The sequence below is a fragment of the Streptomyces sp. NPDC001970 genome (assembly GCF_053594115.1).
The window spans coordinates 230461-249052 of the sequence record NZ_JBSFDW010000006.1; the positions used below are offsets into that span (position 1 = coordinate 230461).

The window sequence follows — 18592 nt, forward strand, 5'->3', positions numbered from 1 at the left end:
TCGGGGCCTCACCGTCGGGCGTCTCTCGTCGGACGGCCCCCGTCAGACGCCTCCCTTCAGATGCTTCTCGGCGAAGGACAGCTCCAGCCGCACCTGCTTGATCCGCTCCTCGACCACGAGCGACCCGTGCCCCGCGTCGTACCGGTACACCTCGTGGACCGCGCCACGGGCCGCGAGCCGGTCCACATAGTTCTCGACCTGTCGGATCGGGCAGCGCGGGTCGTTGACCCCTGCCGAGATGTAGACCGGCGCCTTCACCGCGTCCACGTACGTCAGCGGCGACGACGCCTCGTACCGCTCGGGGACCTCTTCCGGCGTGCCGCCCAGCAGGGTGCGGTCCATCGCCTTCAGGGCCTCCATCTCGTCGTGGTACGCCGTGACGTAGTCCGCGACCGGCACCGCTGCCAGGCCCAGCGCCCACGCATCCGGCTGGGTGCCGAGCCCCAGCAGGGTCAGATAGCCGCCCCAGGAGCCGCCCGCAAGGATCAGCTTCGACGGGTCGGCGAGCCCGGAGGCCACGGCCCACTCGCGGACCGCCGCGATGTCCTCCAGCTCGATCAGCCCGACACGGTGCTTGAGCGCGTCCGTCCACTCCCGCCCGTACCCCGTCGAGCCGCGGTAGTTGACCCGGACCACCGCATAGCCGTGGTCGACCCAGGCCGCGGGACCGGCCGCGAACGCGTCGCTGTCGTGCCACGTCGGGCCGCCGTGGATCTCGAAGACCGTCGGGAACGGGCCCTCGCCCTCCGGGCGCTGCACCAGCGCGTGGACCCGGCCCCCGGGCCCCTCCACCCATGCGTCCTCCACGGCCACCGACGTGGGTGCCGCCATCCCCGGAGGGTCCAGCACCTCCCGGCCGGCCGTGGATCGGACCTTCGGCGGCTGCGCGGCGGACGACCACAGATACTCCACGGTCCCGTCCGGCCGGGCCGAGGCCCCCGAGACCGTCCCGGCCGGGGTCTCCACACGGGTCAGCTCGCGCGTCGCCGCGTCGAAGCGCCACAGCTCGCTCCGCGCCTCGAAGCTGTGCGCGATCAGCAGGGCCGAGCCGTCCGGATACCACTCGGCGGCCACATCGCCGGGCAGCTCGATCGCCAGGTCGGTCTCCTCGCCCGACGCCACGTCCCACAGCATCGGCTCCCAGCGCCCGCGCCGCTGGTGGCCCACCAGCAGCCGGGTGTCCCCGTCCACCGGCGCGAAACCGAGGACCTCAAGGCCCAGCTCGACCGAGCCGCCCTTGGTGTCGTCCAGCTCCGCGACCGTCGTCCCGTCGAGCCGGACGACCCGGAGCGCCGGGTGCATGGCGTCGCCGTGCTCCGTGTGCTCGATCGCGATCAGCGTCCCGTCGTGCGAGAGGTCACCGACGCCGGCCGACTCCCGGTGCCGGTAGATCTCGACCGGCTCCGTCCCCGGCCGTGCGACATGGATCGTCGTCCCGTCCTCGTCGGTCGAGCGGCCGACCACCGCCGTGCCGTCCCGCCCGAGCGCCAGCCCCGCCCCGTACGAGGCCTCCAAGCCGGGCGCCGCGGGCTCGTCGGCGCCGCCGCCGAAGGGCTGGCGCATCCAGATCCCGAACTCGTCCCCGTCCCGGTCCGAGAACCACCAGATCCACTCGCCGTCGGGGGTGAGCACGCCGTCCGTCGTCCCGTTCGGCCGGTCGGTCACCTGGCGCCGCTCGCCGGTCGCGCGGTCCCATGCGTACAGCTCGTACGTCCCCGTCGCGTTCGACACGAAGAGCGAACGGTCCGGGGCGTCCTCCGCCCAGTCGGGCAGCGAGACGCGGGGAGCCCGGAAGCGCTGCTCCCAGGCGGGCATGCCCGCGGCGTCCGCCGAGGAGCCCGAGGTGGAGTCCGGCGTGGACTCGGTGATCTCAGTCATGCCCCCCATTCTGCGCTGCTCCGCCCACAATCCGTTCGCGTCGTCCGCAGCCTGTGGATAACCTCCGCGACATGTACTCGTCTCCGCCCCCGGACGACTGGCGCGAGGCACATCGTTCCCGCTGGGACGAACGCGTCCCGATCCACGTCTCCGGCGACTTCTACGACCTCGACGCCTTCCGCGCAGGCAAGGACTCCCTGTGCGACTTCGAGGCGGCCGAGGTCGGCGACGTCACCGGGCGCACCCTGCTCCACCTCCAGTGCCACATAGGACTGGACACGCTCTCCTGGTCCCGCCGCGGCGCAGCCTCCGTCGTCGGCCTCGAGTTCTCCGAACCGGCCGTCGACGCCGCCCGCTCCCTCGCCGCCGACCTCGGCCTCGGCCCCGACCGGGCCGCCTTCGTCGCCGCCGATGTGTACGACGCCGCCGAGGCCGTACCGGACCGCCGCACTCGTCGCGCCGGGCGGCTTCCTCCACCTCGCCGAGTTCCATCCGCTCACCGACAGCCTCGACGACGCCACCGGCTCGCGGATCACGCACGACCACTTCGCCCGGGACGCGTGGGTCGACGCGACACCCGGCACGTACGCCGACCTCGACGCGCCGACCGTGCACAACCGCAGCGTCGAGTGGCAGCACCCGATCGGCGAGGTCGTCTCGGCCGTCGCCGCGGCCGGTCTGCGCATCGAGTTCCTGCACGAGCACGACGTCTCGCTGTTCGAACGCTTCGGCTCGCTCGCGCGCCACGAGGACGGCTACTACCGCTTCCTGGCGGACCGGCCCCGTATCCCGCTCATGTACTCGCTGAAGGCGACGAAGCCGACGGCGTGATCGCGGTCGTGCCCTGCGCCGGCTGAGGATGCGCCGGACGCCGTCCTGCGTGATCGTGCCTGTGCCTGTGCCTGTGCCTGTGCCTGTGCCTGTGCCTGTACCTGTGCCCGTGGCAGGGGCGGTCGCCACCGTGCGCCCGGCGAGGTCGCGGAGCTCGGCGCGGGTCCGGCGGAGCTCCCTCGGCGCGAGTGACCCCGATCGCGGGCGAAACCGGGCCCGTTGTCGGAGCGGCGCGCTACGTTGCTCCCATGGTGGAATTCGTACTGGTGCCGGGCGCGTGGCTCGGAGCGTGGGCGTGGGACGACGTGGTGCCCGAACTGCGTGCGGCCGGCCACGGCACCCACCCGATGACCCTGTCCGGCCTCGGCGACAAGCAGGGCGTGCCGGCCGGCCAGCAGGTCCACGTCCGGGACATCGTCGACGAGGTGGAACGCCGCGATCTCCGCGACGTCGTCCTCGTCGGCCACAGCTACTCGGGCATCCCCATCGGCCAGGCCGCCGAGCACATCGGCGACCGGCTGACCCGCGTCGTCTTCGTCGACTCCAACGTCCCGGCCGACGGCGAGTCGTTCGCCTCCGCCTGGTGGCAGGGCCCGGCGGCGCTCGAGGTCTCGATCGCCGGGAACGGCGGCTTCTGGGCGCCCCTGACCGCGGCCGGCTACGACGGCCAGGACCTCACCGACGACCAGATCGCCCGCATCGTGGCGGGCTCGACGCCTCACCCGGGCGCCACGCTGACCGAACCGGCCGTACTGCCCCGCCCGCTCGGCGAGCTCCCGGCGACGTACATCAAGTGCCTTCTCGACGGCCCCGAGCCGACCGACGACGTGACCAAGCTGCTGACCAGCGAGTGCTGGCGGCTGGTCGAGATGAACACCGGCCACTGGCCGATGTTCTCCCGGCCCCACGAACTGGCACGGATCCTGCACCAGTCGGCCGTGGAGTCCCTGAGTCCCTGAGTCCCTGAGTCACAGGGCAGCTCTGCCATGCGGCGACTCGCCGCTGGGAGCCCGACCCTGCCCGTGACGGCCGGGCGCGCCGAGCCTGGAAACATGGGGCCGTTGAGGAGGGGAAGACGGCTCTGCCCCGAGGTGGTTTCAGCCGGTCGTGAGCCGACCACTGCCCAACCGCCGCAGGCCGTGGTCCCGCGCAGTCCGCGTGTTTGCGGCATCGGCTGCGCGCCGTGCCCCGGGCGCGGCTGGAACTTCCGGCTCATCCCGCCCCGGGGGACCTCCTCGCGCCGCGGCCCTCCCCGGCGTCGCCGGGCGTCTCACGGACCGTATGACAGGCCCGTTCATGGACAACGGCAACGGCTCGGACGTCAAGGTCGCTCCCCTGACCGACGAGGAATACCTCTGGGAGCCGGTGCCCAACTGCCGGTCGGTCCGCCGACGCGCCGACGGCCCGGGCCCCGGGGCCACGCTCCTGACCGGCACGGGCGACTGGGGCCGTGACGCACCCCTCGCCACCGGTCGCCCACTCGAGCCGCCGGATGGGGTTCTCGGCCTCCTGTCGCTCTCCTGCCGCTGAAAACGGAGCCAGTCGCGCAAGGTCTTCCGCCTCTTCAGCCGCTTTCACGCGACAGGTCGGGCATCGTGGGCCGCCTTCGCTACGCCGCCGCGTCGGCGACCGCATCGGTGTCGGTGTCGGCCGACACGGCGTCCGTATGGCGCTTCAGCGCCATACGCGCATCCACCACCGCCGACCTGTCGAGGGTGGCCCAGTACGGATGGGCCGACACCTCGATCGACAGCTCCCGGACCAGGGCCCAGAGACTCGCCTCCTCCGCCTTCTGCTCCTCGGTGCAGCCCGCGGTGGCCGGGAAGTCACGGTGGTAGCCGGAGTACTGCCCCTCCACGGCGGTCCAGCCGTCGGAGGGCACGACCGACCACGGCATGGCCTGGCAGAGGCGCCGGTACTGGGCTCGGGCCTGGTGGAGGCGCAGTTGGGCGACGCGCAGATCGTCGGGGAAGTCGTATGTGGCCACGACTCGAATGGTACGCCTGTTCGAATAGTTGCAGGGTGCTGTTTGCACGGGCCGCCTGCACTGCGTTGCAGCCGGGCGATTCGATTTCCACCACCTTTCGGATCTCGAACGTCCGACCGGGCATCGGGGACCTGACCTGACCTGACCTGATCGCACGCGCACCAGTCCGGCCATGCCGAACACTCTGGCCCGAGCATGGCCGCGAGCCGGACCCGATGGCAGCGGCCCGGGGCGCCGCTGCGGCGGCAGGTCGGATCCTCAGTCCTGATGCCCGTCGGCCGGTGCCTTCAGCAGCCGTTCCAGCTCCTTCCCGGCCTCCTCGTACCCGGCGTCGGAGATCCGTTGCAGCTCGCGCAGGTCGCCGGTCGCGGCCGCGCGTCGAGTGAGCAGGAACCCGGCGTGCAGGGATCCCTCGTCCAACAGCTCGCTCAGCTCCCCGAGGTCGCCGGCTTCGTCGGCGAGGTCGGCCAACCGGTCCAAAGCGGTCTCGTTGCCCTCATCGGCCAGCTCGCGCAGGGTCTCCCGATCGACATTCATGTTCGCCATGCCGCCATGCTGCAGCCCTGCCCCAGGGGCAAGGTCAAGTGGAACAATGACCGAGTGATCACCATCGGGCAGCTGGCCAGGTATGTCGGAGTGTCGATCAAGACCATCCGCGTCTATCACGACAAGGGGCTGTTCCCCGAGCCCGACCGCGATGCGTCCGGCTACCGCCGGTACGGCGCGAACGACGCCATCGACCTGATCAAGATCCGAACGCTCGCCGAAGCCGGCGTCCCCCTGGCCCGTGTCCGGGACCTGAGATCAGCGACCGACGAGGAGTTCCAGCAGGCGCTGCGCGAGATCGACGACGAGCTCGCCTCCCGCATCCGTGGCCTGCAGGCAACGCGAGGGCGTCTGCGCCAGCTCGCCGCCGGGCATCTGGCGCCGCTGCCCACCGAGGTCGGTGCCCACCTGGAGGACCTGGCCCGCTGGGGATTCACGCCTCGATGGGCGGACCTTCAACGCGACCTGTGGATCCTCGTGTTCGCCACTCACCCGGACCGTGCGATCACCCTGTTTCACGAACAGGCCGAGACCCTGGCCGACCCGGCGCTACGGCAGCTCTTCCTCGACTACGACCACGCGCACGACCTCGACGCCGACGATCCCCGCATCGACGACCTCGCCCGCCGGATCGCCGAGGCGAATCGGGAACGCTACGGACCCGACGAGCTGCCCGGGCTGGATGCAGGCTCCGAGATTCCCGCCCTCATCCAGGGCACGGTCAACGCCTCGTCCCCGGCATGGAAGCGACTCGACACGCTCATTCGCGCACAACTGGACGCGTGACTCGACGTGTATGGACGCACGGTCCCGGCTGCGTGCGGAAATCAGTCAGCGCGCCACGAACGACGGGGCAGACGTTGCGTGATGTGGCACTGGCTCGCGCCAGTCGGCGAGTGCGGCGGGCGAGTTGGATTCGGTCGAGAGCGTGGCGAGATCGTCGAGGGACATGGCGAGGGCTGCTGCAGTCAGGCTCTGGAAGGCCCCGGGGCGGCTTGATGCCGCCCTGCGCGAACACAAAAGTGAGCGTGCCTAAAGACAGTGTTTAGGGTGAAACCGGGGCTGGCGGCGACCTTGCTCGCATGTCTGATCGTCGGCCCGCCGGGTCTGCGACGGCCTGCTCGCGGCACGGGCATGTTTGCCGGCGCAGCCGCGCATCCTCGATCAACCCCTCCGAGTGGAACGTCAGGCGCTGAACGGGGCCGGCATCGGCGGCGCCGGAGGGCGCGAGGTGGGCCGCGGCGCCGTGCACTGGTGCTGGATCGTCTTGTGAGCGGTGCTCCGCGCGGGCGGGAGGGTGGTCACAGGCCGAGGGAGATGGCCAGGCGCGTGAGTTCCGCCGTGGTGTTGATGTCGAGCTTGGCCCGGATGCGGCGGAGATAGGCGTCGACCGTGTGCTTGGAAAGCCCCATGTGGCGGGCCGTCTGCACGTAGGTGCGCCCGGCGGCGATATGGCGCAGCGTCTCCTGCTCGCGCGGAGCCAGGGCGGGTGCGGGGGCTTCGGCGTGCGGCGTGGCGAGTGCGAGGCTCATGGGATTTCCTCCGACGGATCGGCCCGGTCATCGCTGCTCACGTCCTCGGAAGCAGGGAGCAAATGCCCGAATAGTGTGTTTTGCCCTCTTTCGAAAAGGCTGCCTCCGTGACTTCATGGCGGTGTCCGCGGACTGTCACAGGCGCGTCACGAGGCGCGTCGGCAGACCTCTGTGGCGGATGAGCGACCTCGCCTATTTCACCGGTAGCACGTTGTCGCGGCTGTCCAACGTCGTCAGCAGGCTGGAAAAGCGCGGCTGGGTGCGCAGGAGCCCGGACCCGGCAGACGGTCGCACCACCCTGGCCCGCCTCACCGAGGCCGGCCGGGCCAAGGTCGCGGCGAGCGCCCCCGCCCACGTCGACGAGGTCCGCCGACTGGTCTTCGACCCGCTCACCAAGGCCCAGCAGCGCTCTGGTCCTCCCAGTACCGCAGCACGACCATGGCCCGGGCCCTGGGTGGCAGCCCGGCCAGTGCCGACAGCGGGGTCACCCGCAGATCAGCGTGGTCGGGCGTGGGCCGGGGGCGGGCTGGGAGTGCGCGAGCAGGTCCCTGAGCCGACGCCGGCGTCGGCCAGGTAGGTCCGGGTCAGCACGGTCCTGGCATAGGCCTCGATATGGTCGGCGGCACTCGCCCGCCGCCAGTGCTGGAACATCTTGGCGAGCGTGGTCTGCGTCAGATCCCGGGCCGTGTCCGTGTCCCCGCACAGCAGGTACGCGGTGCGGTACAGCCGTCTCTGGCTCGCCCGGGCGAAGGCCTGGAAGCTCTCGGGCGCCTGGGAGCCCTCCGGCGCTTCGGAGCCCCGGCCGTTCTCCGGCATCTGCTCTCCTCTCCGGACCCTGTCAAGGAGCCCTGTCCTGTCACCCCTCTTCAGAGCGCTGTCGTACGCCAAAGGTTGAAACCGAATTCGCCTCCGCCGACGCGCACCCCCGGCCCCACACGGTGTCCGCCTCCGACAGGGGGCGATGGGACCGTGACCGCGCATCCCTGGACAAGGAGCCGCACGAAGTCGCCTCGGAACCACCGCGAAGAGGACCACGGCCCAGTAGCCGCGGCCAAGAAAGCCGCGGCCAAGAAGGCCGCGGCGAACAGGACGCCGACGAGACGCCCGTTGCTCGGTCCGTTCAGGGTAATGCGCCAAGATCCCGCGATTCTCTGCCTCTGCCGCCATGCAGACCGTGATCCGCTCCACCGGCTCCAGCAATCGACGGGCAGCCACCTGCAGCACCTGGTCGTACGGGCGAACCTGGTCGACCGCCTCGTGCTAGGGCCGGTCGGCGACCAGTCCGGCTTCGACATCGAGCATGGCCTGCAGGATTTCCCGTTCGTCGATCTTCGGGCTGGCCAGAGCCCACAGCATCGGCATCCCGGTCGGGGTGCAGACCCGGTACAGGCGCAGGCCCCAGAAGAACCGGGAGTGTGAGGCGCAGTACCCGTATCCGGCCCAGCCGGCCAGGCCGGAGCGCTCCACCGTCGGCCTGGAGCGGCCGCACTCGCCCGGCGTGGAATCCACGATCCAGTGGCTGTCGAACCAGAAGTCCGCGTCGACCGCGATCACGCGTATCGCCTTCTTGACCAGCGGCAACGCGGCCCGAAGCCGTTTGTTCCAGCCCGGCTGCTTCGGCAGGTACGGGAACATCGACGTCAGGTTCCTGCCCGCGTACCGCAGCCACCGGGCCTCGGACCTGAACCCCGGCATCGCCTGGGCCACCGCCAGGCAGACCAGCTCGGAATCAGTCAACTGCGGCGGCCTGCCCAGCCAGCGCTGCCCTTTCGGCTCGTCATCGATCTTCACGTAACAGTGCGGTGAGGAGGGCATCCAGGTCGGTCGTCACAACCTGATCTTGGATTCCCTCTTCTCGCGCTCAGCGACGACCAGCGCTGGCTACCCTTGCCCGCATGTCCACGCTCTCCCTTTCCCCGCTTCGCTTTTCTCCGGAGGAGATCGCCGAAGTGGTCGACCTCTACGCGAGCAACCCGGAGTACTGCCGCGCCGCCGGCGAGTACGACCCCGAGAACGTCCGGGCCGACCGGGTCGAAGCCGACCTGCGCGAGGAAGCCGGTACCGAGGGCTGCGACGTACTGCTCGCCCGCGATGCGCAGGGACAGCTCGTCGGGCTCCTGTGCCTGCTCGACCGCCATCCGACAGACGGCTATCCCTGGATCGGGCTGCTGCTGGTGCACGGCAGCCTTCACCGCAAGGGCATCGGCCGGCTACTGGTCAACCTGGTCGAAAAACAGCTCCGCAGCAAACGCCGGAACGGCATTCGACTCGCAGTTCTGGAGAACAACCCCTCCGCCCTGACCTTCTGGAGCTCCCTGAGCTGGCAGGAGATCGACCGCCGTGCCGACAACCGGCACGGCCGCCCCTGCATCGTTATGCACAAGCCACTGAGCTGAGTCCTTTGGAACAACTCGTCCAGTGAGCCTTTTCCCACCCCAGGTTGAGGCGTTGTGAAGGACGAGGACGGCCTTCACGATGTCGGCGATCCGGTTGGTGCTGCAGCGGAGTTTCCGTAGCAGGCGCCGGCCCTTCAGGGTGGCCATGGCTTGCTCGCCGAGGCACCGGATCTTGGCGTGGGTGCCGTTGTGGCGTCGCCTCCATCCCTTGAGACGGCGGCCCCGGAAGGGCACTCGCACGAGGTGGCCGGCGCCTTGGTACGCCTTGTCCGCCCAGCACTTCAGCCCGGCGGCGGCGAGGGCATCGATGATCCCGTGGCTTCGGGCGGCGGTCAGATCGTGGGTGGCTCCGGGCAGCGCGGGCGAGGCCCACAACAGCCGCCCGAAGGGGTCGGTCAGGACTTGGACGTTCATGCCGTGCCGCTTGTGCTTCCCCGAGTAGTACGGGGTGTCGGCGGCGATCCGGTCGATCGGCAACAGGGTGCCGTCAAGGATGACGAATGCCTTCGTCCGGATGGCCTCCATCGCCTCGGTCAGGGTCGGGGCGAGGGCGGCCGGCACCTCGACGGCCTCGCGTATGTAGCGGAACACGGTCGCGATTCCGATGCCGAAACCCCCGGCGAGCTGGGCGTACGTATCACCGCACCGCAGGCGGCCCAGGACCAACAGCGCCTGGCGACCGGCCGGCAGGCGGCGCCACCGTGTCCCGATCTCTCGCTGCCGGGCGGCGAGTTGCCCCGCCAGACGGTCCCCGAACCCGTCACCGCGGCCTACGACCGCCTCCGGGCGCGAGGACCAACCGAAGGGCTTCGGCTGGCGCGACTTCCGCGACCTGACCGTCCGCGCCCGCATCCAGCTCGGCGGCCACGGTCCTGCCAACGGTGCAGCCCGCCGCGCCGACGTCTCCGCGGCAACGGTCTCGAACGTGTTGAACCGGCCGGACATGGTCGCGGAGCGGACGCGGATCAGGGTGGAGAGGGCCATCGCGGAACTCGGTTACGTCCGCGCTGGCCAGTCGGGGGAGACGGCGGCGCACTGGCGGCGGACCGGATTCGCGACCTGGCTGTTCCAGCCGGCCACGACGGGGCGGTACCCGAAGAAGGCTCCGCAGGAGACGCGCCCTGTACCGGTGATGGCGGACCCCTGGCCGGGTGTGCCGGCGCGGGGCCGGAATGCCTCTGGCCGTGCGGACGCGTGTTGGCTGCCGATCGCACAGGGCCTCACTCCGCACGGGCTCAGGCACTCCCACAATACGGTCATGGAGGAGCTCGGGATCCCGCCCGAGCTCATGGATGAGCGCCTGGGGCACGAGGACGGGTCGGTGCAGGCGCGCCACTCGCACATCACCGCGCGGATGCAGGAATCGGCTCATGGACGAACTGACCGAACAGTGGGAGGAGGGGTTGGAGGCACGGTTGGCCAGGCAACCGCGGTCCCCGGTACGTGCGCTCGATGCCTTGCTGAGAGCGCGACTGGGGTGACGGTTGGGCAGTGTGGATTTTCGTGATCCACTCCCCAGCCACTCCCGAGAGACCCCAGAACGCCGCAGGGCTGGTTTCCCTTGAAGGGAAACCAGCCCTGACTGGCGTTTCAGCTGTCGGGGTGGCGGGATTTCAACCCACGACCTCTTCGTCCCGAAGCAACTTGAGTAGGCACTCCACCTTGGGCCCGGGCGCTGCTCACCTGCGGCGACCGTCCATGGGCGTCCGTGGGTGTCCGCCGCTGTGCGCGGGCGTTGTCACGCAGTAAGATATTCACCAACTATGCGGTGGTGTCGTAGGGCACGACTGAGTTGCCCGCATGACTTACATCAGCGCGGCTCGACAAGGGCGCGTCGGCGACGGCGTATCGAAGGCACCTCCGGACAACCCGGTCTCCGTAAACACAGTGTCCGCGGCCGTCGGAAGCAACCGCCGCCGGCGGTGACGGCAAACCTGCCCGGTTTGTGGGTCCCCAAGGGGGCGAATAGCCTAGTCGCAGGGGGTCGGTTCGATCAGAGGGGCCGCCCATGAGTAAGTACCGAAACCGCGCCTGGCGCGCGACGGGAGTCATCACCGCACTCGCTACGGCCGCCGCGATCGGCTTCGTCGCCCCGGCTCAGGCTCAGTCCACCGCGCAACTGAACGCGTACGTCAGTGACGGCTGGGGTGGCGGAACCATCACCAGCAACCCCGCCGGGATCAACTGCCACACTTTGGCGTGGGATCCGTACGGCGGTGACCCGGCGCCTGACCCGACCGGCACCTGCACTGCGAGCTTCCCAATCGGGACGACGGTCCACTTCAGCGCTACAGCTGACGCGGGTTCATACGTCAACTTCCCCCCCGACCCAAATCCCGTGACCATACGGGGTGGCTACAACTACACGGGGGTTGTGTTCTGCCCGAGCGACGGCCTCTGTTCCGCAGGCTAGTCGCCCGTTGCAGTTCGGTGTGTGGCCGCGCTACCCCTCCACCTGAAGTGGCCTGGGTGATGGTCTTTTCACCGTGATTCCCCGCTGTTACCCGCCCGATCTGGTGCGGTTGTGGTGCGGGTTCTGGTCCGCCTGTGCCCCAACCGTTGCTAACGGGCGTAGGGCGTACAACAACACGATGACCACCACGATGCCGAGCCAGATCGGTATCCCGGTCTTGGTGAATCGCCCGCGGCTGTCCCTAGGCTGCGGCCTTCGGGACCGAACCGCGCTGAATGAGACGGAAACTGAGACGGAAGAATGGATCGTGATCACTCATCCCCGGGCGGGATGAGGCGGTCAGCGCTTTCCGCATCATCGACGTGCCCATGAGCGTCCACGGTGATGGGAGTGGCTCTCTCCCTGCCTCGGTGATCAGCCACGCGAGAACCTGCTCGGTCAGCGGACCGTTGTCTGGCCCTTCGTCCTTGCCAGTAGGCCCGCCAGCCTCCTCCCGGGATGGCAGCAACTACTTGGTCGGCGCGCTCTAGGTGGGAGAAGTCGGGGTAGTCGGTAACCGCCCGTCGGGTGCCTTGCTTGGAGTCGACGACGAGGGCAACCCCCGTCGTCTCGTCCCAGACATCTACATGGACGGTCCGCCCGATCATGGTCTCCGTGCCGGTGAAGATGGCCAGCCAACCTGTCCCGTTGAAGTAGCGCATGCGGTCATTCTCCGGATGCGCCGGCACCCGACTTCGTGGCCTTGCGTAGCTCCTGATCCGTAGCTCTAGCCGGATCGGTCAGCGGCGGCCATACCGGTCGCTTCGCAGTCCTGGAGGGACGGTATGGGACGGGGGCGGTTGCTGTGGTTGCGGTATGGCGCTGCTGTACAGCGCCCGTTGTCGGGGCGGTCAGCCCTCAGCCTAAGCTGCGCCTATGTGGAAAGAAGCCGCTGCCGAAGCCTTGCCCGAGGTCGAATTCCGCGCACCCGTTGGCGCGACTGCTCTAGCCGAGGCGGAACGGCGCCTTGGCCGAGGCCTTCCGGCGCAGCTGGCTGCTCTGCTGATGGAGACTAACGGGATAGTCGGCGAGTACGGGAAAGACGTCGTCTGGACCCTGGATCGGATTGTGGAGCAGAACCTGCTGTTCTGGTCCCCCGACACGTTCCCGGGCCTGTACATGCCCTTCGATCCGCTGCTGTTCTTCGGCGACAACGGCGGGGGCGACCAGTTCGCCTTCGTGCTAACGCCCGAGCGTCCGGACATCTTCGTCTGGGACCACGAGGATGACAGTCGGCTGTGGGCTGCATGCGAGCTGGAGGACTACCTGCACCGTTCCCTCGCGGGCGATGGCGACTGGTACCGGTAGCCACCCTCTATGTCCCTAGTTTGGAAGACGCCGTATGCAGATGGCGGCTGACCTGGCAGCTCCCTGACCTGGGCCGGAGCGCGATCGGCGCCGCTGTTCCCCGTGAGTCCCCGCTGCGTCCCGCCGGACCGGGCACGCAACGGGCACGGGGGCACAGCCCACCCTCTGCTTTTCAGCTGTGTTTGGGCTTGCGTGAGCTTGATTACGCGGGGGTGTGGGAGACCTTGGTCGGCCGTGGGCCGCGCGCTGCCAGTCGACGCTCTCCAGCAGCACGAGCTGACCCGAGCGCCCGACGCGCTTTCCGGGCGAGCGCATTTCGGTGCCGGGCCGCCGGCGTCAGGGTTCGGTCGCCGTCGGTGACGCCCCGAGCAGCTTCGATCGGATCACCCGAATGGCGGTTGCGGAGCATGCTTGTGGGTGCGCTTGAACACGTAGCGTGCTCCGATCGTTTCGGCGGGGGGCCCTGTTCTGTTCGTCGAAAGGCTGGAATCCCATGTCGATGTCGACCGACCGCATGGCGGCGCTCTCGGAGAAGGCGCACGAAGCGCAGGAGAAGGTACAGCACGCGATCTCCGAGGACAGGAAACAACTGTCGGACTCGGTCACCAAGGCCAAGCAGGACTCGATACAGAGAGCGGACAAGCTCCAGCGCGAGGTGGCGGCGAAGAAGGCCGAGGCCTCCGCCTCGCTGGCGGATGTGGGCACCAAGTGGCAGGAGCACGTCCAGTCCGTGAAGTCCCACATCGAGGAGCGCAAGGCCGAACTCGACATGAAGCGTGCCGATCGGTTGGCGGACGATGCGGAGTCCTACGCGTTGGACGCGATCAGCTTTGCCTCCGCCGCGATCGAGGAGGCCGAGTACGCCACGCTTGACGCGGTGCTGGCCCGTTCGGATGCCGACGCCAAACACAAGAGGTGATCCGGAACATCAAGACGCCCCCTCCGAGAACCGGCGGATTCCAGCGGTCGTCGCAACACGTGATCAGTGTTAGGCGGTCGCGAGCAGTGTAGAGAGGCGCTCGGCTGGGGTCTGCCAGCCGAGCGTCTTCCGTGGTCGCCCGTTCAGCTCGGCCGCGACGGCGTGCAGGTGTCCGCGGCTGTGGACGGACAGGTCGGTGCCCTTAGGAAAGTACTGCCGCAGCAGACCGTTCCGGCCCGCCAAGACTGCACCAATAGGTGTTCTCGTTCGAGCCGCGCTGCCATGGGCTGGCGGGGTCGCAGAAGTAGACCGGGACGTCGGTGGCGACGGTGAACTCGTGATGCCGTCCCATCTCGCTGCCCTGGTCCCACGTCAAGGACCGCCTGAGATGGGCCGGCAGACCCTCCACGGTCTCCACCAGGGCGTCGCGGACCAACTCCGTACCGCGGCCGTCCGGAAGGTGGAGAAGCATCACGTAGCGGGTGGAGCGTTCGACCAGGGTGCCGATGGCTGAGGCGCCGTCCTTGCCGATGATCAGTCGGGTAGCGGGGACGCATTGCTGCGTCCCCGCCCCCTCAGAACCGTGCAAGCAGCTGTTCACCGCACACGGCTCAAGCAAGCCCCGAGGGCTCGCAGTCAGGAGAAGGTGCGAGGCTTGTCGGACCGGCGGCTCCATTCCGCCGTTGACATTGGGTGTGGAGGAGACGGATTCGTTGATCGCCCGGTGATCCCCCGCCCTGGAATGCGACGTACTGCTTGGAGATCGCCTTCCTGAGGGCGGCCCGCCACGCTTCCCATTCCTGCGGGCTTTGTGGCGGGTGATCGGCGTGCAGCAGGAGTCCTCCGCAGATCAGACAGCGACCTTGTTGCGCCTGAAGCAGGCGCAGGGTCATGCCGTCGACCGGCGGGGGCGGTCCTTTGCGGCGCCGCTCGGCCCAGTACGACTCCAGTGCCGGGTCGTCCGGGGACGCCCTGCCCTTGATCAACTGGTGCCGGACGATCTTCGTCCAGGAGAACTTGAGAAGGTAGGCGCCGCTGGCGCGGTCGCCGAACACCCACCGGTCCCTCCTGGCCTTGTTGAACCGGCCGAAGTACTTGTCGGATATCCAGTGCTTCGGCTTGTTCGGGTGGCTGTGCTTAGCCCACTTGTAAGCGAGCTTCCACATGTGATTGTCCAGTGCGGTGAAGATCTCGCTGGACACCACCGTCCGGTAGTAGGCCGACCAGCCCCGCACGATCGGGTTGATCTTCTTGAGCACCGCACCCGCATTGGCCCCTCGCAGGGCCAGCATCTCGGTGCTCAGCCGTTCCCGGATCCGTCGTTGAGCCGCCGTGCTCGGCTTGATCAGCAGCTTGCCGTGATAGCGGCGGACGTTGAACCCCAGGAAGTCGAACCCGCTCTCCGCGTGGACGATGCGTGTCTTGTCCTCGTGGAAGGCGAGCCCCCTGGGCGTCAGCCATGCAGCCAGCCGTTCCTTGACCTGCTCGGCCTGTTCACGACTGGTGCACATCGCGACAAAATCGTCTGCGTATCTCACCAGCACCGGGCTCCCGCTCTGCGCACTTCCGGCGTCTCGGCCGGTCGCGAAGTAGCGGACGCCTGCGGCTTCCTCCATCCCGTGCAGGGCCACGTTGAAGAGCAACGGGCTGATCACTCCGCCCTGCGGAGTCCCTGCCTCGGTCGGGGCGAACCGGCCTCGATCCACGGCCCCGGCCTTCAGCCACTGCCGGACCAGTCCCCGGGCGGGGAAGGTGCCGAGCGCGGCCATCAGCCGTTGGTGGTCAATACGGTCGAACGCCGCCGTCAGGTCCGCGTCGAGCACCCACACACGCTGCGGGTTCTTCCCGTTGAGCGTGGAGTAGATGGCCCCGATCGCGTCGTGACAGCCGCGGCCGGGCCGGAAGCCGTACGACTTCGGCTCGAACCGCGCTTCCCACTCGGGTTCCAGCGCGCCCAGTGCCACAGCTTGCAGGCACCGGTCAGCGATCACGGGGATCCCGAGGCCGCGCTTCTTCGTCGTCCCCGGTTTGGGGATGAACACCCGCTTGACGGGTTTGGGGATCCACGGTCGAGCGCGGTGCTGGACCCAGTCGGCCATCGCGGCCTTGGACTGGGACAGCAGCACCACCTTCCCGTCGACTCCCGCCGTCGCGCGTCCCGCGTTGATCTCCGTGACCCGCCGCACGCTCAAGAGCGTGTTCGACCGGGACCGGAGCATCAGCTTCTGCAAGTTGCGGACCTTCTTCAGGTCCCCTGCCTGCGACGCCGTGAAGATCCTCTGCCGCAGACGCCGTACGTCTTCCTCGATCCGACGCCAGTCCACCAACGCCCAGTCCAGGTCTTCGCCCTCGGGTCCGTTCACCGTCGCGGCGGCCGGAACGGGCGAGGCCGCTCCGTCCGTATCCGTCATGGCGTCCAACTTGTCCCTCGGTTCCGTCGTCCTTGTCCAGTGAGTCCACACAGGCTCACCTGGCCCACGTCAGCACCCTTTCGGGTCCGGGCAGTGCACCCGTATCCGGACGGTTGTGCGGGGCGACCGGCGGAGAGGCCGGTCATCGTGCCCCGGGTTCCCGTTTCCTTTCGGCTTCCGGCATTGGCTTCTTGGGCCATCCTGTTCCCGCTGGGGAGTTGAGCCTTCCTCGCGGTCGGCCGACCGGGCCACCAGGGCCCGGACCCCAACGGGGTTTCCACGTTCCACACGAATGAGATACGACCGGGGTGGGTGCTCCCTTTACCCCGAGGCGGCGGTGTCCACCTGGCCGGAGTGACCTCTGCCGGCCAGCGCCTGCCGCTTCTCAGCGGCCAGCCGTGCACCCCGCTGCGACCTTCCATCGGCGGGGCTTGGGATCACGAGGCATCATCGGGAGTTCACTTGCGTTCACCCGTCCGGTCTTCCCCTTGCCGGTAACTCCCGGATGGAACGGGAGCCCTTGGGCTTTCCCCCGAGCTTCGCACCACGCCGTTACCGACATCGCACGTCAAGGGTGGGGACGGGTCATACGGACACGGACCCGTGACTGCACCTACGGCCTCATCATCAGCCGCCTCTCCAATCGGTCAGTCCACTCAATTCGTGCGACTTCGTGTCGCACGGTCGCCCTCCCAGTGGCCTGGCACGGCCCGGTCCTCTGCCTCGGCGGGACGCTCGCTGATCATCACCATGGGGTCGCGGAAGCGGGGCTGGCGCTGCTGGGCTTGTCGGCGAGGCTTGCGCCGCACGCGCCCGCTGCGAAGCGCCTCGCTTCAGCCGCGCGGCCGGCGTGCCGGGCCCGGAGCGGGGCGGAGACTGGAGCGTCGGGCCCGGCGGCGAGCCGGGGCCGCGCGCGGCGAGCGGAGCGAGCCGCCTTGAACCCGTAGAGAAGACTTCTACTCACTCGGCTGACTGCTCTTGCGGACCGCGCTGTCAGAAGCGGATCAGCACTGCGGTCGCGTCGTCGTGGCGCTTGCTCCGCGGCCACCGCTCGGCATCCGGGTCGGCGTGCTCCATCCTGCGGGTGCGGTCGATCAGCCCCTGAGGTCCTTCGGCTTCGAGATGGCGCATGGCCTCGGGCCATGTCATCTCATGGAAGTCGTCCACGTGCCTTGCGGCTCCATCCGTCAGGAGGGCGACGGCCGTGATGTCGGAGACATGGGTCCAACCTGTCAGGGCTTCTTCCGCTGCCTTGGGCTCGTGAGCCGCCACCCAGTAGCGGTCAGTGGTGTTCATGATCTCGCGCTGGGCGTATACCAGTCTCCGGCGCCGGTCCGCTTCGCTCAGTTCCTGCAACGACGCGTCCATGTCGACGCGTTGTTTCGTCGTCACGTCGGAGACGCGGTGGTCGGCAATGGTCTGCAGCTCGCTGGTCCCGCTGATCACGATGGTGGAGTCACTGAGCGCCAGCCACTCGAGCGACTCCGCACGGACCCGCACGGCGACAACGGTGGCCGTAGGGGTCATCGGGTTGTTGAGATCACAGATCAATCCATGGAGCTGACCGACATGGCGGATGGAATCGGCCAGGCAATCTGTCAGGCTGGCTCGCTTCTCGGTCGCTCGGCGGTGCAGTTCGGTGCCAAGCTGCTGAACGAACCAGGGCACCCCATGTACGCACCCGGTGTTGCCGCAGCGCGAGCGGCGACCCGGCGCGCGGCGGCGCCGGGCGGTGTCGTACGCGTGGGTGGGCGAACCCGGGGGTTCGGGGTGCTCAGAGGTGTGGCCCCTGGGCGGCGAGGTCGCTGGCGCGGAGGCGGAAAACCTGGAGCCGCATGTCGTAGTACTTGTCGGTCTCGCCGACCCACTCCATGCCGATGCGGCGGATGGTGGCTTCGCCCCGGTTGTTGGTGGGCCGGGCCACGGCGAAGATCTCGTCGAGTCCTTCGTCAAGGGCCCACTTGGCGATGGCAAGGCCGGCCTCGGTGGCGTACCCGTGCCCCCAGGCGCTGGGCAGCAGCTGCCACCCCATCTCCATGTCCTCGCCACGAGGCGGCAACGGCAGGAGCACGGCGCCCCCGATGAGGCGCTGATCGTCACGCCGTTCGATGGCCCACCGCCCGGCGGGCCACATGAGTCGGTTGTCCTCCCCCATCCACTGCTGGAGCACCAGCCGCATGGCGCTGACATCTGCAACGGGATCCATGGCCGGACTCAGCCAGCGTGAGACCCCGGAGTCCCCATAGATGGCAAGCGCCTCTTCGGCGTCCTCGATCCGCCACGGGCGAAGGGTCAATCGATCAGTTACCAGCTCAGCCGACATGCATCCATT

Annotated in this window: 14 protein-coding genes and 8 pseudogenes; 9 read left to right on the forward strand and 13 right to left on the reverse strand. The window is 68.9% G+C overall.

The genetic code is table 11. The features are described from left to right. Positions 1-42 precede the first annotated feature (42 nt). Entirely contained in the window at positions 43-1878 is a 1836-nt protein-coding gene (locus ACWCP0_RS10815; RefSeq protein WP_451078503.1) for a prolyl oligopeptidase family serine peptidase, read from the reverse strand. A gap of 71 nt (positions 1879-1949) precedes the next feature. Between ACWCP0_RS10815 and ACWCP0_RS10820 the strand changes: the two are divergent. The 3 genes and pseudogenes from ACWCP0_RS10820 to ACWCP0_RS10830 all read left to right on the forward strand — a co-directional run bounded on the left by ACWCP0_RS10820 (position 1950) and on the right by ACWCP0_RS10830 (position 4239). Next, positions 1950-2709: pseudogene (locus ACWCP0_RS10820) on the forward strand (class I SAM-dependent methyltransferase). 248 nt (positions 2710-2957) lie between these two features. Continuing rightward, positions 2958-3668 (forward strand): alpha/beta fold hydrolase, encoded by a 711-nt coding sequence (locus ACWCP0_RS10825; RefSeq protein WP_451078504.1) that lies wholly within the window; start codon positions 2958-2960, stop codon positions 3666-3668. Between the two features lie 322 nt (positions 3669-3990). Next, on the forward strand, positions 3991-4239 hold the full coding sequence (locus ACWCP0_RS10830) for a hypothetical protein (RefSeq protein ID WP_451078505.1): 249 nt from the start codon (positions 3991-3993) through the stop codon (positions 4237-4239). Between the two features lie 79 nt (positions 4240-4318). On the opposite strand, the gene ACWCP0_RS10835 is transcribed toward ACWCP0_RS10830, so the two are convergent. Further along, positions 4319-4696 (reverse strand): hypothetical protein, encoded by a 378-nt coding sequence (locus ACWCP0_RS10835; protein ID WP_451078506.1) that lies wholly within the window; start codon positions 4694-4696, stop codon positions 4319-4321. A gap of 258 nt (positions 4697-4954) precedes the next feature. After that, on the reverse strand, positions 4955-5242 hold the full coding sequence (locus ACWCP0_RS10840; RefSeq protein ID WP_451078507.1) for a hypothetical protein: 288 nt from the start codon (positions 5240-5242) through the stop codon (positions 4955-4957). 6 nt (positions 5243-5248) lie between these two features. On the opposite strand from ACWCP0_RS10840, the gene ACWCP0_RS10845 reads away from it, so the two are divergent. Further along, complete coding sequence (locus ACWCP0_RS10845) at positions 5249-6028, forward strand: MerR family transcriptional regulator (protein WP_451078508.1); 780 nt, start codon at positions 5249-5251, stop codon at positions 6026-6028. A gap of 515 nt (positions 6029-6543) precedes the next feature. On the opposite strand, the gene ACWCP0_RS10850 is transcribed toward ACWCP0_RS10845, so the two are convergent. Next, positions 6544-6774, reverse strand: coding sequence for a response regulator transcription factor (locus tag ACWCP0_RS10850; RefSeq protein ID WP_451078509.1), 231 nt, complete (start codon positions 6772-6774; stop codon positions 6544-6546). 178 nt (positions 6775-6952) lie between these two features. On the opposite strand from ACWCP0_RS10850, the pseudogene ACWCP0_RS10855 reads away from it, so the two are divergent. Continuing rightward, positions 6953-7084, forward strand: a pseudogene (locus tag ACWCP0_RS10855) (MarR family winged helix-turn-helix transcriptional regulator); the annotation flags it as partial. Between the two features lie 97 nt (positions 7085-7181). Here ACWCP0_RS10855 and ACWCP0_RS10860 read toward each other — a convergent pair. Together ACWCP0_RS10860 and ACWCP0_RS10865 are read right to left on the reverse strand one after the other, a co-directional pair. Continuing rightward, positions 7182-7590 (reverse strand): annotated as a pseudogene (locus ACWCP0_RS10860) (sigma factor); the annotation flags it as partial. Between the two features lie 447 nt (positions 7591-8037). Further along, positions 8038-8605, reverse strand: a pseudogene (locus tag ACWCP0_RS10865) (IS982 family transposase); the annotation flags it as partial. A gap of 64 nt (positions 8606-8669) precedes the next feature. Here ACWCP0_RS10865 and ACWCP0_RS10870 point away from each other — a divergent pair. Continuing rightward, positions 8670-9170, forward strand: coding sequence for a GNAT family N-acetyltransferase (locus tag ACWCP0_RS10870; RefSeq protein ID WP_451078510.1), 501 nt, complete (start codon positions 8670-8672; stop codon positions 9168-9170). Between the two features lie 45 nt (positions 9171-9215). Here the strand turns inward: ACWCP0_RS10870 and ACWCP0_RS10875 are convergent. Further along, positions 9216-9914, reverse strand: a pseudogene (locus tag ACWCP0_RS10875) (transposase family protein); the annotation flags it as partial. Between the two features lie 40 nt (positions 9915-9954). On the opposite strand from ACWCP0_RS10875, the pseudogene ACWCP0_RS10880 reads away from it, so the two are divergent. Then, a pseudogene (locus tag ACWCP0_RS10880) lies at positions 9955-10651 on the forward strand (LacI family DNA-binding transcriptional regulator); the annotation flags it as partial. Between the two features lie 1243 nt (positions 10652-11894). Here the strand turns inward: ACWCP0_RS10880 and ACWCP0_RS10885 are convergent. Beyond that, a complete protein-coding gene (locus ACWCP0_RS10885) occupies positions 11895-12284 on the reverse strand; it encodes a hypothetical protein (protein WP_451078511.1) in 390 nt (129 codons plus the stop codon). Positions 12285-12498: 214 nt separating this feature from the next. On the opposite strand from ACWCP0_RS10885, the gene ACWCP0_RS10890 reads away from it, so the two are divergent. Next, positions 12499-12930 carry an SMI1/KNR4 family protein gene (locus tag ACWCP0_RS10890; protein WP_451078512.1) on the forward strand — a complete coding sequence of 144 codons (432 nt, stop codon included), beginning with the start codon at positions 12499-12501 and terminating at the stop codon, positions 12928-12930. Positions 12931-13423: 493 nt separating this feature from the next. Beyond that, positions 13424-13849, forward strand: a complete 426-nt coding sequence (locus tag ACWCP0_RS10895; RefSeq protein WP_451078513.1) for a hypothetical protein — start codon at positions 13424-13426, stop codon at positions 13847-13849. Positions 13850-13918: 69 nt separating this feature from the next. On the opposite strand, the pseudogene ACWCP0_RS10900 reads toward ACWCP0_RS10895, so the two are convergent. From ACWCP0_RS10900 to ACWCP0_RS10920, 5 genes and pseudogenes are all read right to left on the reverse strand, one after another. Next, positions 13919-14387 (reverse strand): annotated as a pseudogene (locus ACWCP0_RS10900) (IS30 family transposase); the annotation flags it as partial. Between the two features lie 73 nt (positions 14388-14460). After that, a complete protein-coding gene (ltrA, locus tag ACWCP0_RS10905; RefSeq protein WP_451078514.1) occupies positions 14461-16260 on the reverse strand; it encodes a group II intron reverse transcriptase/maturase in 1800 nt (599 codons plus the stop codon). 683 nt (positions 16261-16943) lie between these two features. Continuing rightward, positions 16944-17087: pseudogene (locus ACWCP0_RS10910) on the reverse strand (IS30 family transposase); the annotation flags it as partial. Positions 17088-17253: 166 nt separating this feature from the next. Further along, the gene (locus tag ACWCP0_RS10915) at positions 17254-17928 is read right to left on the reverse strand and encodes a hypothetical protein (protein ID WP_451078515.1); all 675 of its coding nucleotides are present in this window, start codon (positions 17926-17928) and stop codon (positions 17254-17256) included. Between the two features lie 106 nt (positions 17929-18034). Further along, complete coding sequence (locus ACWCP0_RS10920) at positions 18035-18583, reverse strand: GNAT family N-acetyltransferase (protein ID WP_451078516.1); 549 nt, start codon at positions 18581-18583, stop codon at positions 18035-18037. Between the last annotated feature and the right edge of the window lie 9 nt (positions 18584-18592).

What these genes read in the sequence shown, in the direction of transcription:
- ACWCP0_RS10840 (WP_451078507.1), bottom strand. Translation starts at nt 5,242, where the DNA reads ATGGCGAACATGAATGTCGATCGGGAGACCCTGCGCGAGCTGGCCGAT.
- ACWCP0_RS10845 (WP_451078508.1), top strand. Translation starts at nt 5,249, where the DNA reads ATGCTGCAGCCCTGCCCCAGGGGCAAGGTCAAGTGGAACAATGACCGA.
- ACWCP0_RS10825 (WP_451078504.1), top strand. Translation starts at nt 2,958, where the DNA reads ATGGTGGAATTCGTACTGGTGCCGGGCGCGTGGCTCGGAGCGTGGGCG.
- ACWCP0_RS10890 (WP_451078512.1), top strand. Translation starts at nt 12,499, where the DNA reads ATGTGGAAAGAAGCCGCTGCCGAAGCCTTGCCCGAGGTCGAATTCCGC.
- ACWCP0_RS10830 (WP_451078505.1), top strand. Translation starts at nt 3,991, where the DNA reads ATGACAGGCCCGTTCATGGACAACGGCAACGGCTCGGACGTCAAGGTC.
- ACWCP0_RS10815 (WP_451078503.1), bottom strand. Translation starts at nt 1,878, where the DNA reads ATGACTGAGATCACCGAGTCCACGCCGGACTCCACCTCGGGCTCCTCG.
- ltrA (WP_451078514.1), bottom strand. Translation starts at nt 16,260, where the DNA reads ATGACGGATACGGACGGAGCGGCCTCGCCCGTTCCGGCCGCCGCGACG.
- ACWCP0_RS10920 (WP_451078516.1), bottom strand. Translation starts at nt 18,583, where the DNA reads ATGTCGGCTGAGCTGGTAACTGATCGATTGACCCTTCGCCCGTGGCGG.
- ACWCP0_RS10885 (WP_451078511.1), bottom strand. Translation starts at nt 12,284, where the DNA reads ATGCGCTACTTCAACGGGACAGGTTGGCTGGCCATCTTCACCGGCACG.
- ACWCP0_RS10870 (WP_451078510.1), top strand. Translation starts at nt 8,670, where the DNA reads ATGTCCACGCTCTCCCTTTCCCCGCTTCGCTTTTCTCCGGAGGAGATC.
- ACWCP0_RS10850 (WP_451078509.1), bottom strand. Translation starts at nt 6,774, where the DNA reads ATGAGCCTCGCACTCGCCACGCCGCACGCCGAAGCCCCCGCACCCGCC.
- ACWCP0_RS10895 (WP_451078513.1), top strand. Translation starts at nt 13,424, where the DNA reads ATGTCGATGTCGACCGACCGCATGGCGGCGCTCTCGGAGAAGGCGCAC.